The organism is Lactobacillus delbrueckii subsp. jakobsenii ZN7a-9 = DSM 26046 (genome assembly GCF_001888925.1).
Classification (GTDB): Bacteria; Bacillota; Bacilli; order Lactobacillales; family Lactobacillaceae; genus Lactobacillus; species Lactobacillus delbrueckii.
The window spans coordinates 693430-709323 of the sequence record NZ_CP018218.1; the positions used below are offsets into that span (position 1 = coordinate 693430).

Annotated in this window: 11 protein-coding genes, 3 tRNA genes and 1 pseudogene; 12 read left to right on the forward strand and 3 right to left on the reverse strand. The window is 52.0% G+C overall.

From position 1 onward, the window contains the following. Positions 1-169 precede the first annotated feature (169 nt). Positions 170-1462 (forward strand): O-acetylhomoserine aminocarboxypropyltransferase/cysteine synthase family protein, encoded by a 1293-nt coding sequence (locus tag LJ046_RS03555; RefSeq protein ID WP_002878659.1) that lies wholly within the window; start codon positions 170-172, stop codon positions 1460-1462. 62 nt (positions 1463-1524) lie between these two features. Here LJ046_RS03555 and LJ046_RS03560 read toward each other — a convergent pair whose 3' ends face one another. Further along, complete coding sequence (locus LJ046_RS03560) at positions 1525-2151, reverse strand: DUF5052 family protein (RefSeq protein ID WP_003616936.1); 627 nt, start codon at positions 2149-2151, stop codon at positions 1525-1527. A 116-nt stretch (positions 2152-2267) separates the two neighbouring features. On the opposite strand from LJ046_RS03560, the gene LJ046_RS03565 reads away from it, so the two are divergent. From LJ046_RS03565 to rpoC, 9 genes are all read left to right on the forward strand, one after another. After that, positions 2268-2339 (forward strand) — tRNA-Gly (locus LJ046_RS03565). 4 nt (positions 2340-2343) lie between these two features. After that, a tRNA-Pro gene (locus tag LJ046_RS03570) sits at positions 2344-2417 on the forward strand. A 108-nt stretch (positions 2418-2525) separates the two neighbouring features. Continuing rightward, a tRNA-Gly gene (locus tag LJ046_RS03575) sits at positions 2526-2597 on the forward strand. 166 nt (positions 2598-2763) lie between these two features. Beyond that, complete coding sequence (locus LJ046_RS03580) at positions 2764-3225, forward strand: GAF domain-containing protein (protein ID WP_002878237.1); 462 nt, start codon at positions 2764-2766, stop codon at positions 3223-3225. Between the two features lie 23 nt (positions 3226-3248). Next, positions 3249-5708, forward strand: a complete 2460-nt coding sequence (locus tag LJ046_RS03585) for an ATP-dependent Clp protease ATP-binding subunit (protein WP_002878236.1) — start codon at positions 3249-3251, stop codon at positions 5706-5708. A 24-nt stretch (positions 5709-5732) separates the two neighbouring features. Next, positions 5733-5930 carry a hypothetical protein gene (locus tag LJ046_RS10145; RefSeq protein WP_002878234.1) on the forward strand — a complete coding sequence of 66 codons (198 nt, stop codon included), beginning with the start codon at positions 5733-5735 and terminating at the stop codon, positions 5928-5930. Then, a complete protein-coding gene (locus LJ046_RS10150) occupies positions 5915-6061 on the forward strand; it encodes a hypothetical protein (protein ID WP_002878233.1) in 147 nt (48 codons plus the stop codon). Before LJ046_RS10145 ends, LJ046_RS10150 begins: the two co-directional genes overlap by 16 nt. Positions 6062-6271: 210 nt before the next feature. Then, positions 6272-9931 (forward strand): DNA-directed RNA polymerase subunit beta, encoded by a 3660-nt coding sequence (rpoB, locus tag LJ046_RS03595; protein WP_035176535.1) that lies wholly within the window; start codon positions 6272-6274, stop codon positions 9929-9931. Between the two features lie 15 nt (positions 9932-9946). Then, positions 9947-13612 carry a DNA-directed RNA polymerase subunit beta' gene (rpoC, locus tag LJ046_RS03600; RefSeq protein WP_002878228.1) on the forward strand — a complete coding sequence of 1222 codons (3666 nt, stop codon included), beginning with the start codon at positions 9947-9949 and terminating at the stop codon, positions 13610-13612. Positions 13613-13679: 67 nt separating this feature from the next. On the opposite strand, the gene LJ046_RS03605 is transcribed toward rpoC, so the two are convergent. Both LJ046_RS03605 and LJ046_RS03615 read right to left on the reverse strand, forming a co-directional pair. Further along, complete coding sequence (locus LJ046_RS03605; RefSeq protein ID WP_002878224.1) at positions 13680-14240, reverse strand: hypothetical protein; 561 nt, start codon at positions 14238-14240, stop codon at positions 13680-13682. An 84-nt stretch (positions 14241-14324) separates the two neighbouring features. Further along, positions 14325-14731, reverse strand: a pseudogene (locus LJ046_RS03615) (HAD family hydrolase). A gap of 260 nt (positions 14732-14991) precedes the next feature. On the opposite strand from LJ046_RS03615, the gene rpsL reads away from it, so the two are divergent. Next, entirely contained in the window at positions 14992-15399 is a 408-nt protein-coding gene (gene rpsL / locus LJ046_RS03620; RefSeq protein WP_002878219.1) for a 30S ribosomal protein S12, read from the forward strand. Between the two features lie 15 nt (positions 15400-15414). Further along, positions 15415-15885 carry a 30S ribosomal protein S7 gene (rpsG, locus tag LJ046_RS03625; protein WP_002878218.1) on the forward strand — a complete coding sequence of 157 codons (471 nt, stop codon included), beginning with the start codon at positions 15415-15417 and terminating at the stop codon, positions 15883-15885. Positions 15886-15894 lie beyond the last annotated feature (9 nt).

The window sequence follows — 15894 nt, forward strand, 5'->3', positions numbered from 1 at the left end:
ATCAACAGACGAAACGCTGGCTGATCCTCTGGCGGGGAGCAGCGATTGGGGTCAGCTACATGTGTCGCTTGTGTTTGTAACAGCAATATTTCAGCAATCTAATCATTTCCAACAACTAACAACTAAAAAATAAATATTACACAGCAACAACACAAGCGAGGTAAAAAACATGAGTAAAGAGGCTATCAGCAACGAAGGTTTGTCATTTGAAACTTTGCAGGTCCACGCCGGCCAGCCAATCGACGAAACTGGCGCCCGGGCAGTGCCGATCTACCAGACCACGTCCTATGTCTTTGACGACGCTGACCAGGCAGCTGGCCGCTTTGCCTTGACCGACGCCGGCAACATCTACAGCCGTTTGACCAACCCAACCACGGCTGTTTTTGAAAGCCGGGTGGCTGCCCTGGAAGGCGGCACTGGTGGTGTATCTTTGGCAACTGGGGCGGCAGCGATCACCGCGGCTATCTTGAACGTAGCCGGGGCGGGCGACGAAATCGTAGCTGCTTCCACCATTTACGGCGGGACCTACGACCTGTTTGCCCAGACCTTGCCGCCATTGGGCATCAATACCCACTTCGTTGACCCAAGCGACCCGGCCAATTTTGAAAAAGAAATCAACGACCATACCAAGGTGGTTTATGCTGAAACCATCGGCAACCCGAATGCCAACTTGATCGACATTGACGCGGTAGCAGCAGTGGCCCATAAGCACGGGGTTTTGGTCATTATCGACAACACCTTTGCTACCCCTTACCTCTACCGGCCATTTGAACATGGGGCTGACGTGGTTGTTCACTCAGCGACCAAGTTCTTCGGTGGCCACGGGACGACTATGGGCGGGGTAGTCGTGGAAAGCGGCAAGTTTGACTATGAAAAGTCCGGCCGCTACCCGACTTTCACTAACCCTGACCCGTCCTACAAGGACGTGACTTGGGCCAAGCTGGGGGCTGGGGCCTTCACGAGCAAGATCCGGGCAACAGTTCTGCGCGACACCGGGGCCAGCCTCAGTCCTTTCAACGCCTTCCTTCTTTTGCAGGGTTTGGAAAGCTTGTCCTTGCGGGTTGAACGCCACGTCTACAACGCGCAAAGAGTAGCTGAATACCTTAGCAAGCACCCAAAGGTTGCCTGGGTCCGCTACCCGGGCCTGGCCGACAGCCCGGACCATGCCCTGGCTGAACGGGACTTCCCGAAGGGGGTCGGCTCAATCTTCACCTTTGGCCTGAAGGGCGGGGAAGAAGCCGGCAAGCAGCTGATTGACAACTTGAAGCTCTTCTCTCTTTTGGCCAATGTGGCTGACGCCAAGTCCTTGATCATCCAGCCAGCTTCAACCACCCATGCCCAGCTGAACGGCGAAGAACTGGCCAGCGTCGGGATTACTCCGGACTTGATCAGAATTTCCGTTGGGGTGGAAAATATCGACGACCTTTTGGCCGACCTGGACCAGGCCCTGTCCAAACTGTAATTTTTGAAAAATACTCCTTAATACTAAAAAACGTTTCCTGCTTGAGGAAACGTTTTTTGCGTCTACATTTTCTTGATAGTCTCCATGTCATAGATGGAGTAGTCGCAGCGGTAGATAAAGAGCCGGTGTCCGTCGACATTGATCTGGGTGGTTGATGGCATGTCAGTGGCACTGACCCGGACCTTGTTACCGGCATAAACGGCGATCGGCTTGCCGGCTTGGGACCGGATCATGATAACCTTGCCCTTGGAGAGCCAGTCGTTTCTGAAATTGTTGTACATTATTGACAGAACCGGAATGGACCGCTGCTTGTCGGTGATGGTGACCTTTTTGGAAAAAGTATCTTCGTAATTGCGCAGGCCTTCGTTGGCGATCAAGCTGGAGCCGACATGGATCATCTGCTGGCCGCCGAATTCCACGTCGATGACTTTGGACTGCTCGTCGCCGCTGGAATTTTTCTTGCTCATCGGCTTGTAGGTCTCAATGTGGACTGACTTACCCTTGATCTGGTCGATCTTCTGCCCGTCGTAGTCATAGGTGGAGACGGTAAAGGGGATGCCGACCAGCTTGGACTTGAGGTCCAGGGTGTAGTCGCTGATCATGGAGCAGGAGGACAGGAGAGGCAGGAGGGCCAAGGCCAGGCAGGCCGCCAGGAGTCTTTTCTTTTTCATTTTTTCTCTTCCTTTCATTTAGACAAACGTTTTCTTACTCTTAGTTTAATCGAACTTGCCCCCGAGAAAAATACTATTTTTTATAAAAAGCCCTTGCCAAGACCCGGCTTTTAGATTATCCTAATAGATGTGTTGCGGAAGTAGTTCAGTGGTAGAACATCACCTTGCCATGGTGGGGGTCGCGGGTTCGAATCCCGTCTTCCGCTTCTTCGGGAATTAGCTCAGTTTGGTAGAGCGCTACGTTCGGGACGTAGAGGTCACAGGTTCAAATCCTGCATTCCCGATTAGCCAATGTGTGATCAAAGCGTTACTTTATAGCGGCGCTTTTTTCTCATTTATGGGCAAAAAAGACTTGCAAAAGAGAAATTTTTTGGTAAACTAATAAATGTATCGCGGAAGTAGTTCAGTGGTAGAACATCACCTTGCCATGGTGGGGGTCGCGGGTTCGAATCCCGTCTTCCGCTTCATCAAAGACTCGCTAATTTAGCGGGCCTTTTCTTTTTGCCTTATAGCCTTATAATAGATCTGCGGGGCGCCTGGCTTGTCGAAAAGATCGGGAAATGTTATGCTTGCAAGCATAGCAATTTTTGCCTTTTTACCTATTTATTGGCAGACGTGAAGGAGGAAATCATGGCAGCAGCAAGTCAGGCAGAGTACGAGTTATTGCTTGAGCAGGCCAAGGCCTTGACGGCCGGGGAGAGCGACTGGATCGCCAATACCGGTAATGTTTCGGCCCTTTTGAAGGCGGGGATGAAAAACGTTAATTTTGCCGGGGTCTACCGTTTTGAAAAGGGGGAATTGATCCTGGGACCCTTCCAGGGGATGCCGGCCTGCGTGCACATCCAGCTGGGTAAGGGGGTCTGCGGGAAAGCCGCCCTGGAAAAGAAGACGCAGATCGTGGCCAATGTTCATGACTTCCCAGGCCACATAGCCTGCGACAGTGCCTCCAATTCAGAAATTGTCGTGCCGGTTTTTAACCGGGATGGCAGCCTTTGGGGCGTGTACGACTTTGACTCGACTAATTTAGACAATTTTGATGATTTGGACCAGAAGTACTTAGAGCAGATCGCGGCAGTAGCTTTAGGCAACTAGGTCCAGTGTGAGGCGATTTTTATATGCAAAATTCATACAGTAAGAGCAGCAGACAGGTCTTGGAAATTGCCCAGGAACAAGCCAAGGAGTTTCACCACCGCCTGGTCGGGACAGAGCACGTCCTTTTGGCCCTGGTAATCGAAGCTGACGGCAAAGCCGGCAAGATCCTGCGGACCATGAACGTGACGCCGACCGGAGTCAGGGAAGAAATCGAGCGCTACACGGACTACGGCTCAGCGGCCCCGACAAGCTACATGGAATTTTCTCCCCGTCTGACTTTGGCGCTGGATTATGCCAAGCGGAATTCTGAACTCCGGTCCAGCAAGGAAATCGAAACGACTGACATTCTCCAGGCTTTGGTCTCCAGTGAGCAGATCCTGTCAGCCATGATCCTGCGCAACCTGGACGTGGACCTGGAAAACTTGAAAGACGAACTGGACGACGCCAACCAGGTGACCGGGGAAAGCAGCCAGACCAGCCGGCCAGCCGCGGCAGGCAGCAGCCAGTCGCAGACACCGATTTTGGACCGCTTCGGGATCGACTTGAACCGGCGGGCTAAAGAAGGCAACATTGACCCGGTGATCGGCCGCCAGCGGGAACTGGACCGGGTGATTCAGATCCTGTCCCGGCGGACCAAGAACAACCCCCTTTTGGTCGGTGAGCCTGGGGTCGGCAAGACCGCGGTCGCTGAAGCTTTGGCCAGTGCGATCGTTGCTAAAAAGGTTCCCCGGGACCTGGCTGACAAGCGGGTGGTTTCACTGGATATCAACAGCATGGTGGCCGGTACCCGCTACCGGGGTGAATTTGAAGAGCGGATGGACCGCTTAATCAAGGAAGTTACTGCCAGCAAGAATGTCATTCTTTTTGTCGACGAAATCCACTCTTTGGTCAAGGCCGGGGACGCGGAAGGGGCGATGAGCGCCTCCAACACCTTGAAGCCGGCATTGGCCCGCGGGGACATTCAATTGATCGGGGCCACGACTTTTGAAGAATACCGCAAGCACATGGAAAAAGACTCTGCCTTTGTCCGCCGCTTCCAGCTGGTCCGCCTGGCTGAGCCAAATGAAGAGGAAACCCTGCAAATTTTGCATGGGATCAAGGACAAGTATGAAGACTACCACCGGGTAGCTTTGTCAGAAGAAGCCTTGCAGGCAGCAGTTGATTTGTCCAGCCACTACATTGCCGACCGCTACCAGCCGGACAAGGCCATCGACTTGATCGATGAAGCCAGCGCGGCGGTTAAACTGGCTAATGACACTGGCGAAGACAAGGACCTGGCTGAAATCGATTTGGAAATCAGCCGGACTCTCAAGCAGAAGAACGATGAAGCAGCCAAGCAGAACTTTGCCCAAGCGGCCAAGCTGCGCAACCAGGAAATCGCCTTGCGGCAAAAGCGGAATGAGATTGCCAAGAAGCTGGCCGGCAAGGATGAGAAGCGGTCAGTCGTTGGGGCTGAAGACGTGGCCAAGGTGGTCTCCATCTGGACCGGGGTTCCGGTAACCCAGCTTAAGACCAGCGAAAATAAGCGCCTGGCCCGCCTGGAAGGGATCCTGCATGAAAGAGTCATCGGCCAAGACGATGCCGTCAAGGCCGTGGCCAATGCCATCCGCCGGTCCAGAAGCGGCTTGAAGGACGAGAACCGGCCGATCGGTTCCTTCCTCTTCCTAGGCCCAACCGGGGTCGGCAAGACTGAACTGGCTAAGGCTGTTGCTGAGGCAGTTTTTGGCTCAGAAGACAATATCATCAGAGTCGACATGTCAGAGTACATGGACCGGGAATCTTCCTCCAAGCTGATCGGGTCAGCGCCTGGCTACGTTGGCTACGAAGAAGGGGGCCAGCTCTCCAACAAAGTCCGGGAACATCCTTACTCAGTGGTTCTTTTTGACGAAGTGGAAAAGGCAAACCCGGAAATTTTCAACGTCTTGCTACGGGTCCTGGATGAAGGCTTCATGACTGATTCTCTGGGCCGGAAGGTCGACTTCAGAAACACGATTATCATCATGACTTCCAACCTTGGTTCCAGAAGCTTGGAAGCTGACAGCCACGTGGGCTTCTCAGCCAGCCAGGAAGACCAGGGCAAGCTGATCGCAGAAAAGGTAACCAGGGCTACCAAGGACTTCTTCCGGCCGGAATTTTTGAACCGGATCGACGAAAAGATCGTCTTCAAGCCCCTGGAAGCCAAGCAGCTGCGGGAAATCGTGACACTTTTGACCCGGAAGCTGGTCAAGCGGCTGGCGGAAAAAGATATTACTTTGCGCCTGTCGCCAGCTGCCTTGGACCAATTGGCCAAGGACGGCTACAATCCGGAAATGGGGGCCCGGCCATTGCGGCGGACCATCCAGGATGAAGTTGAAGACGAATTGGCCCAGGACCTGGTCAGCGAAAAGCTGCAGGCCGGCGACACGGTCAAGATCGGTGCCCGGGGCGGCAAGCTGCGCTTTGAAATCGTCAAGGCCAAGACTGGTGAAAAGATCAAGGGATAATCAATAGATTTTTGGAGGCAGATTATGTTTGGCAAGAAGAAAAAAGCTGAAGCTGCTAAGGCAGAACAAGAAGCAAGCAAGAAGACTGACGGGCGGATCCTGCTTTACAGCGACATCATCGACGCTCTTTACGACGAAATGCCAAGAGAAGATCGGGAGGCCCTGCTTGAAGCTAAGCAGCAGCTGGAAGAGAAGGTTTACGGGACTTGCGGATCGCTTTAGAGCCGGTCGCGATCAAATCCCAGCTCAGCCCGCAAGGCAAGCAGATTTTCTGGAATATCATGGCTGGCGGTTACCAGCTCACCGGGGTTGGTCTGGTCAGCCAGGCGGCCATGCTTTTTAGCGGCCACTAGGGCTTGCTTTCCTTTAAAATTAGTGGTACAATATTGGGCGATTTAAAAGGCTGAAGTTCAGGATTTTACTGATATATTGTCCAGTAAAATGATACAGACAAAAACGACTGGTTCGTTTTTGTCTTTTTTATGCCCAAAATCCCGGCCTTTTTAAAATGTAACACAAATGTAATATTTGCTTTCTTCAACAGGATAGAAAGGATGTTTTCCTTGCTAAACGGACACGTAGTAAATTACGGACAACACCGGACAAGACGCAGCTTCTCACGGATTAAGGAAATCCTGCCGCTGCCAAACTTGACCGACGTACAGACTGAATCATACAAGTGGTTCCTTGACGAAGGCGTTAAGGAAGTTTTCGACGACATTCTGCCAATCAGCGACGCTTCTGGCCGCCTGACTCTGGAATACGTCGACTACAAGCTGCAAGAACCTAAGTATACTGTCGATGAAGCACGCAAGCACGACGCGACTTACTCCGCTCCAATGCACGTGACTCTGAAGCTGACCAACCACGAAACTGGCGAAATCAAGACCCAAGACGTCTTCTTCGGCGACTTGCCGCTGATGACCAAGTCCGGCTCCTTCATCGTTAATGGGGCGGAAAGAGTTATCGTTTCCCAGCTGGTTAGATCACCTGGTGTCTACTACAGTGGCGAATTCGACAAGAACGGCCGGCAAATCTTCGGCACGACTGTCATCCCTAACCGTGGGGCTTGGCTGGAATTCGAAACTGACGCCAAGAACATTTCCTACGTCCGGGTTGACCGGACCCGGAAGCTTCCTTTATCTGTCCTGGTCCGGGCCCTGGGCTTTGGCTCTGACAGCGAAATCAAGGAAATCTTCGGCGACAGCGACACTTTGGACCTGACTTTGGACAAGGATGTTCACAAGAACCCAGCAGACAGCCGGGTAGCAGAAGCCTTGAAGGACATCTACGACCGCCTGCGTCCAGGTGAACCAAAGACTACCGACTCATCCCGGAGCCTCCTGGTTTCCCGCTTCTTTGACCCACGCCGTTACGACCTGGCTGCTGTTGGCCGCTACAAGGTCAACAAGAAGCTGAGCTTGAAGAACCGGCTTTTGGGCTACACTTTGGCTGAAACCCTGGCTGACCCTGACACTGGAGAAGTTCTAGCTGCCAAGGGGACGGTTGTCAACAACGAAGTCATGGACGTTCTGAAGGACTACCTGGACCGCGACGACTTCAAGACTGTTACCTACACCCCATCTGATGAAGGTGCAATCCCAGAACCTGTAACTGTTCAGGAAATCAAGGTCTTCTCCCGTGAAATTCCTGACCGGGAAATCAAGCTGATCTCCAACGGCCACATTGCTGAAGACGTTAAGTGCATCACTCCAGCCGACATCATCGCTTCTGTCAACTACTTCCTGGAACTCCAAGAAGGCGTCGGCAACATCGACGACATCGACCACTTGGGTAACCGTCGCATCCGCCGGGTTGGCGAATTGCTGCAAAACCAGATGCGGATCGGTTTGGCCCGGATGGAACGGGTTGTCCGCGAACGTATGTCAATTCAAGACGCGGCTACGGTTACTCCGCAGCAATTGATCAACATCCGGCCAATCGTTGGTTCAATCAAGGAATTCTTCGGTTCATCCCAGCTTTCGCAATTCATGGACCAAAACAACCCGCTGGGTGAATTGACCCACAAGCGGCGTATGTCCGCCTTGGGGCCTGGTGGTCTGTCCCGTGACCGGGCCGGCTACGAAGTCCGGGACGTTCACTACACCCACTACGGCCGTCTGTGCCCAATCGAAACGCCAGAAGGCCCTAACATCGGTTTGATCAACTCCATGGCCACTTACGCCATCATCAACAAGTACGGCTTCCTGGAAACCCCATACCGGCGCGTTTCCTGGGCAACCCACAAGGTTACCGACAAGATCGACTACTTGACTGCCGATGAAGAAGACAACTACATCATCGCCGGGGCCAATACTCCTCTGAACGAAGACGGCTCCTTCGTTGATGACGTGATCCTTTGCCGGCACCGGGAAGACAACGTCGAAGTAAGTCCAGACCGGATCGACTACATAGACGTTATTCCAAAGCAGGTTGTTTCCGTAACTTCCGCATGTATTCCATTCCTGGAAAACGACGACTCCAACCGGGCCTTGATGGGGGCCAACCACCAACGTCAGGCTGTTCCTTTGATCAACCCGCACGGTCCGCTTGTGGCTACTGGTATGGAATACCGGGCAGCTCACGACTCCGGTGACGCCTTGCTGGCTGAAGCAAACGGTGAAGTTGAATACGTGGACGCAAACGAAATCCGCGTCCGCCGCGAAGACCAGACACTGGACACTTACACCCTTGAAAAGTACCGCCGGTCAAACGCGACTAAGAACTACAACCAAACGCCAAACGTCAAGCGCGGCGACAAGGTTGTTGATGGCCAGGTAATTGCCAACGGTCCGTCAATGGCTGATGGCGAACTTGCCCTGGGTCAAAACCCGGTTATCGCCTTCACCACTTGGAACATGTACAACTTCGAAGACGCCATCATGCTGAGCGAACGCCTGGTTAAGGAAGACGTCTACACTTCAATCCACATTGAAGACTACGACTCAGAAGCCCGTGACACCAAGCTGGGGCCGGAAGAAATTACCCGGGAAATCCCTAACGTTGGTGAAGACGCCTTGAAGGACCTGGACGAAAACGGGATCATCCGGATCGGTGCCGAAGTTCACGACGGCGACATCCTGGTCGGCAAGGTTACCCCTAAGGGGATAACTGAACTGAGCGCTGAAGAAAGACTGCTGCACGCCATCTTTGGTGAAAAGGCCCGTGAAGTCCGTGATACTTCATTGAGGGTACCTCACGGCGGTGGCGGTGTGGTTCAAGACGTTCAAGTCTTCACCCGTGAAGCCGGCGACGAACTGGCACCAGGCGTTAACACCCTGGTTCGGGTTTACATCGTACAGAAGAGAAAGATCCAAGTCGGGGACAAGATGTCCGGTCGTCACGGTAACAAGGGTACGGTTGCCCTGATTGCTCCAGTTGAAGACATGCCTTACCTGCCAGACGGTACTCCAGTCGACATCTGCTTGAACCCAATGGGTGTGCCATCACGTATGAACATCGGGCAGCTGCTTGAAATCCACTTGGGCCGGGCAGCCCGGGCCTTGGGTATCCACGTGGCTACTCCGGTATTCGACGGGGCCAGCGAAGACGACGTTTGGGACTTTGTCCGCGAAGCCGGTGTTGACTCAGACGGTAAGACTGTCCTTTACGACGGCCGGACCGGTGAACCATTCCACAACCGGGTTTCAGTCGGGGTTATGTACTACCTGAAGCTGACTCACATGGTTGACGACAAGATCCACGCGCGGTCAATCGGGCCTTACTCACTTGTTACCCAACAACCTTTGGGTGGTAAGGCGCAATTCGGCGGCCAGCGTTTTGGTGAAATGGAAGTCTGGGCTTTGGAAGCCTACGGTGCAGCCTACACCCTGCAAGAAATCCTGACCTACAAGTCTGACGACGTTGTCGGCCGTGTCAAGGCCTACGAAGCAATCGTCAAGGGCGAAAGAATTACTAAGCCAGGCGTGCCTGAATCATTCCGCGTTTTGGTCAAGGAACTGCAATCATTGGGTCTGGACCTGCGCGTTTTGGACAGCGACGAAAACGAAGTTGAACTGCGCGACATGGACGAAGACTCAAATGAACATGTAAACATCGATGCTTTATCTCGCCTTGCGGAAGCGCAAGAAAAGAAGAAGTTGGCCGAAGAAGAGGCCGAAATCGCCGCAGAAGCTGAAGGCAGCACGGAAGAAGACGCAACTGAAGCAGATGCTGATGCAAATGAAGCTGAAACTGCTGACGACGACAAGGCTTCAAAGTAATTGGGAGGTTAAACTTTGATCGACGTAAATAAGTTTGAAAGCATGCAGATTGGTTTGGCTTCACCAAACAAGATCAGAAGCTGGTCTTACGGGGAAGTTAAGAAGCCGGAAACCATCAACTACCGGACTTTGAAGCCAGAAAAAGACGGTCTGTTCGATGAACGGATCTTCGGGCCGACCAAGGACTACGCTTGTGCCTGTGGCAAGTACAAGGGCGTTCGCTACAAGGGGATCGTCTGTGACCGGTGCGGGGTTGAAGTAACGACCTCTCACGTGCGCCGAGAACGGATGGGCCACATCGAGCTGGCTGCTCCTGTAACCCACATCTGGTACTTCAAGGGTATCCCATCAAGAATGGGTCTGGTTTTGGACGTGTCTCCAAAGCAATTGGAAGAAGTTATCTACTTCGCTGCCTACATTGTCATCGATCCAGGTGACACTGGCCTGGAAGCCAAGCAGCTCTTGACTGAAGCTGAATACCGGGAAGAAAAGGCCAAGTACGGCAACCGCTTCGTGGCTAAGATGGGTGCCGAAGCTATCCGCGACCTGCTTAAGCAGGTTGACCTGGACAAGGAAGTTACTACCCTTAAGGCAGAACTGCAAACCTTGAAGGGGCAAAAGCGGACCCGGGCCATCCGCCGGCTGGACATCCTTGATGCCTTCAGAAACAGCGGCAACAAGCCTGAATGGATGGTTATGGAAACTGTTCCGGTTATTCCGCCGGACTTGCGCCCAATGGTTCAGCTGGAAGGTGGCCGTTTCGCCACTTCCGACTTGAACGACCTTTACCGTCGGGTTATCAACCGTAACAACCGGTTGAAGAAGCTGCTGGACATGCACGCTCCTAGCTTGATCGTGCAAAACGAAGAGCGGATGCTGCAAGAAGCAGTTGACGCCTTGATCGACAACGGCCGCCGGGGCCGCCCAGTTGTTGGGCCAGGCAACCGGCCACTGAAGTCTATCTCACACATGCTGAAGGGTAAGCAAGGGCGTTTCCGTCAAAACTTGCTTGGTAAGCGTGTTGACTACTCCGGCCGTTCAGTTATCGACGTTTCTCCAAAGCTGAAGCTTTACCAATGTGGTGTTCCGCGTCCAATGGCTCTGGAATTGTTCAAGCCATTCGTTATGCGGGAACTTGTCCGCCGGGGCATTGCTTCCAACATCAAGAACGCCAAGCGCAAGATTGACCGGGAAGACGACGACATCTGGGACGTATTGGAATACGTCATTAAGGAACGTCCAGTTCTTTTGAACCGGGCACCTACCCTGCACCGGCTGTCAATCCAGGCCTTTGAACCAGTTTTGGTCCCAGGCAAGGCCCTGCGTTTGCACCCGCTGGCTTGTGAAGCCTACAACGCCGACTTCGACGGTGACCAGATGGCCATCCACGTGCCGTTGTCAGACGAAGCTGTAGCTGAATCCCGCCTCTTGATGCTGGCTGCCCACCACATCTTGACTCCTAAGGACGGTACGCCAATCGTTACTCCGTCCCAGGACATCGTTTTGGGTAATTACTGGCTGACCCAGGCTGAAATCGGCCGGGAAGGCGAAGGCATGATATTTGCTACTCCAGAAGAAGCAACCATCGCCTACAACAACGGTGATATTCACTACCACACCATCATCGGTGTGTCAGCCGCTTCAATGCCGAAGAAGGACTGGGGCGCGGGCCACGAAGACAGCATTTTCGTAACTACTTACGGCCGCTTGGTCTTCAACTCCCTCTTCCCAGACGACTACTTCTACATCAACGAACCAACCCAGGACAACTTGAAGCAGCCAATGGCTGACAAGTACTTCCTGGAAGATGGCCAGGACATCCAGGACAAGATCGCTGAAATTGGCCAGGACCTTGTGGCTACGCCATTCAAGAAGGGCTTCCTGGGTGACACTATTTCTGAAATCTACAAGCGCTACCGGGTACAAAGAACTTCTGAATATCTGGACGACTTGAAGGAAATGGGCTACTCAGCTTCAACTATTTCCGGCTTGACCATCGGTATGGCTGACGTTCCGGAAACCAAGACCAAGGATGCTTTGGTTGCTGAAGCCCGCAAGAAGGTTAAGCAAGTATCCAAGATGTTCCGCCGGGGCAAGCTGTCCGACAAGGAACGTCACGACAACGTCATCAAGATCTGGACTGACTGTAAGGATGCCGTTCAACAGGAAATTGCTGAATTCAAGGACCAAAGGAACCCAATCTCCGTCATGCAGCAGTCCGGTGCCCGTGGTAACATCTCCAACTTTACCCAGCTGGCTGGTATGCGTGGTTTGATGGCCACTCCAAGTGGTGAGTTGTTCGAAATCCCGGTTATCTCCAACTTCAAGGAAGGTCTGACCGTTCTGGAACTGTTCATGTCAACTCACGGCGCCCGGAAGGGGATGACTGACACGGCCTTGAAGACTGCCCAGTCTGGTTACCTGACCCGTCGTTTGGTTGACGTTGCCCAGGACGTTATCATTCGTGAAGACGACTGTGGCACTGACCGCGGCATTACTGCCAAGGCCATCGTTGACAAGGATGCCGGCTTGATTGAATCACTTTACGACCGTCTGGTCGGCCGCTTTACCAACCGGACTATCCGTGACCCGCAAACTGGTGAAGTCATCTGCCCTAAGGGAGTCTTGATGGACGAACAAATGGCGCAGAAGATTGTTGACGCTGGCGTGCAGGAAGTTCAAATCCGATCAATCCTGACTTGCAACACTTCCCACGGTATCTGCCGGAAGTGCTACGGCCGGAACCTGGCCACTGCCGAAGAAGTTGAAATCGGTGAAGCAGTTGGTACGGTTGCCGCTCAGTCAATCGGTGAACCAGGTACCCAGCTGACCCTGCGTACTTTCCACACCGGTGGTGTTGCCGGCGCAGAAGACATCACTCAAGGTCTGCCTCGTGTGCAAGAATTGTTCGAAGCCCGCAACCCTAAGGGTCGCGCGGTTATCTCTGAAGTTGACGGTGTTGTTGACAAGATCGAAAGTAACGCGGCTGAACACTTGCAGGAAATCACCGTTAAGGGCAAGATCGACACCAGAGTCTACACCATTCCTTACACTGCTAAGCCAGCAGTTCAGGAAGGTGATGAAATCCACCGTGGTGACAAGCTGATCCCTGGTTCTATCGACCCTAAGGAATTGATCAAGGTAACTGACACCTTGACGACTGAAGAATACATCCTGGCTGAAGTCCAGAAGTCATACCGGACTCAAGGGGTTGACCTGGCCGACAAGCACGCCGAAGTCTTGACCAGACAGATGCTGCAGAAGGTCCGGGTTCTTGACCCAGGTGAAACCGACATCTTGCCAGGTGAAGTCATGGACATCGCTGAATTCCGCGACAGAAACCGTGACGTCATCATCAGCGGCGGGATCCCGGCTACTGCCCAGGCTGACATTCTGGGTATCACCAAGGCTGCCTTGGAAACCAACAGTTTCCTGTCAGCTGCTTCCTTCCAGGAAACTACCCGGGTTCTTACCGACGCGTCAATCCGCGGCAAGAACGACCCGCTTCTCGGTTTGAAGGAAAACGTCATCATCGGGAAGATCATCCCAGCTGGTACTGGTATGCCAATTTACCGCGACCAAGTGCCAAAGGTTGATGTTCAACAACCAGACTCAGTTTACTCAATCGCTGACCTGGAAAAGAAGATGGAAGACGAAAACAAGGAAACTGAAAGCAAGTAATCCAGTTTAATTAACAAGAAAAAACGCTCGAATGGCTCAAAGTCATCCGAACGTTTTTTCTTTTACCCTAAAGGAAAAATTGGAGGTTGAGGCCCCAGAATAAGTAGGGCAGGAAGGCAAAGGGCTCTTTACCCGGCCGCTTATGCCAAAGCGCGTGGGCGATGGCCAGCAGGGAGGCCAGCAGGAAACTCTTCACAGCAACGGGACATGAAAAATTTAAAGACAGGAGTAAAAAATGCCAAACGTCCCCGCTGCCCATTTTCCCTGTAAAAGCGAGCCAGACCAGGACTGCCAGAAAAATTGCAGCCTGCCCCAGGCCTTCCGTGTTTGGTGTCTGGAAAAAATGCATCAGCCCGGTGGCCAGCGGTACGACGAGCAGGCAAGTATCAAAAGACTGTTCATGCAGGTCGCTGACAACCATTAAAAAGAAGTTGATTATAAAGAGCAAAGAAATAGCACTGCTCCTAGAATTGGAGATTAAATAAACTAACAAATTTCCGGCCAGAATGATGTAAGGGATATCATCCGCCAGCCAGCTTTTACACTCAAGAAAGGTATTATAACGATAACGGTCGGCGATGAAAGCTGCCAAAAGACCGCAGAGTAAAGAAATCATTTCGCTGAGCATTTTTTCCCTCCACTTACTATTACACCTTTTTTGCCAATATTTTTTAAAAAGGCAAAAAATTGTCAGTTTAGGGAAAATTACCTGCTAAAAAACAAATTTCTCCAGAGCTTGGGCGATCCCGTCTTCATCATTGCTACTGGTGACATAGTCAGCGGCTTGCTTAACCAGGTCATTGCCGTTGCCCATGGCCACGCTGGTGGCGGCAAAAGCAAACATGTCTAAGTCGTTTCTCTCGTCGCCGATCGCCATGACTTCTTCTGGCGCGATTTCCAGCCGGCCGCAGAGTTCTTTGAGCCCCTGGCCCTTGTTGACCTTGGGATTGAGCAGTTCAAGGAAGCAGGCGGCAGTACCGCGATTGGCCGGCCGGAACAGAGAACGATTTTAACGCCGCGGTCAAGTGCCTTAGAGATGGCTTCCTTTGTGCTGGCCTGGATTTCTCCTTGGGAGTTGAGCAGGGTACCGTCAGTGTCGATAGCAATTAATTTGATCATTTTTTACCTCATTTTTTCTTTTCTACTAACAATAAATTAATTTTTTTGCATAAAATTAATCTTAGCATAGATAGAAAACGCTGCCATCGAGTGAAAAAGCGCAGCTTTTTTCAGGCTGGAAATTCTAGAAAAAAGCTTTGCATTAGCTGGCAAATGGAGTATACTAACAGATGTATGTTTTGAAGATTACTCCGCGAGGCAAAAAAGAAACTCCCGGATATGTGAACAAAATGATATATAAATTTAGGAGGAACTAGTTAATGCCAACCATTAATCAATTGGTTAGAAAAGGCCGTCACTCAAAGACTACTAAGTCAAAGTCACCAGCCTTGAACTACAGCTACAACAGCATGAAGAAGGAACAAGTCTTCAACCCAGCACCACAAATGCGTGGGGTTGCGACTCGTGTCGGTACTATGACGCCAAAGAAGCCTAACTCAGCTTTGCGTAAGTACGCCCGTGTACGTCTTTCAAACTTGACTGAAGTTACTGCCTACATCCCAGGTGAAGGCCACAACTTGCAAGAACACTCAGTTGTACTGATCCGTGGGGGCCGTGTAAAGGACCTTCCTGGTGTACGTTACCACATCGTTCGTGGTGCCCTTGACACTGCTGGTGTTGACGGCAGAAAGCAATCTCGTTCCAAGTACGGCGCTAAGAAGGGTTAAAGGAGGACTTAAATAATGCCAAGAAAAGGTCATGTTTCAAAGAGAGACGTTTTAGCAGACCCAGTTTACAACTCAAAGCTGGTTACTAAGCTGATCAACCACTTGATGAAGGATGGTAAGAGAGCTCAAGCTTCATCAATCTTGTACGATGCTTTTGACATCATCAAGGACAAGACTGGCAAGGAACCAATGGACGTCTTTGAAGAAGCCATGAACAACGTTAAGCCAGTTTTGGAAGTTAAGGCTCGCCGTATCGGTGGTTCTAACTACCAAGTTCCTGTAGAAGTTCGTCCAGAAAGACAAACTACTTTGGCATTGCGTTGGTTGGTTTCATACTCCCGCCTGCGTAACGAACACACTATGGATGAACGTTTGGCAAACGAATTGATCGATGCCTCAAACAACACTGGTTCAGCCGTTAAGAAGCGTGAAGACGTGCACCGTATGGCAGAAGCTAACCGTGCCTTCGCTCACTACCGTTTCTAATCCAGTGCT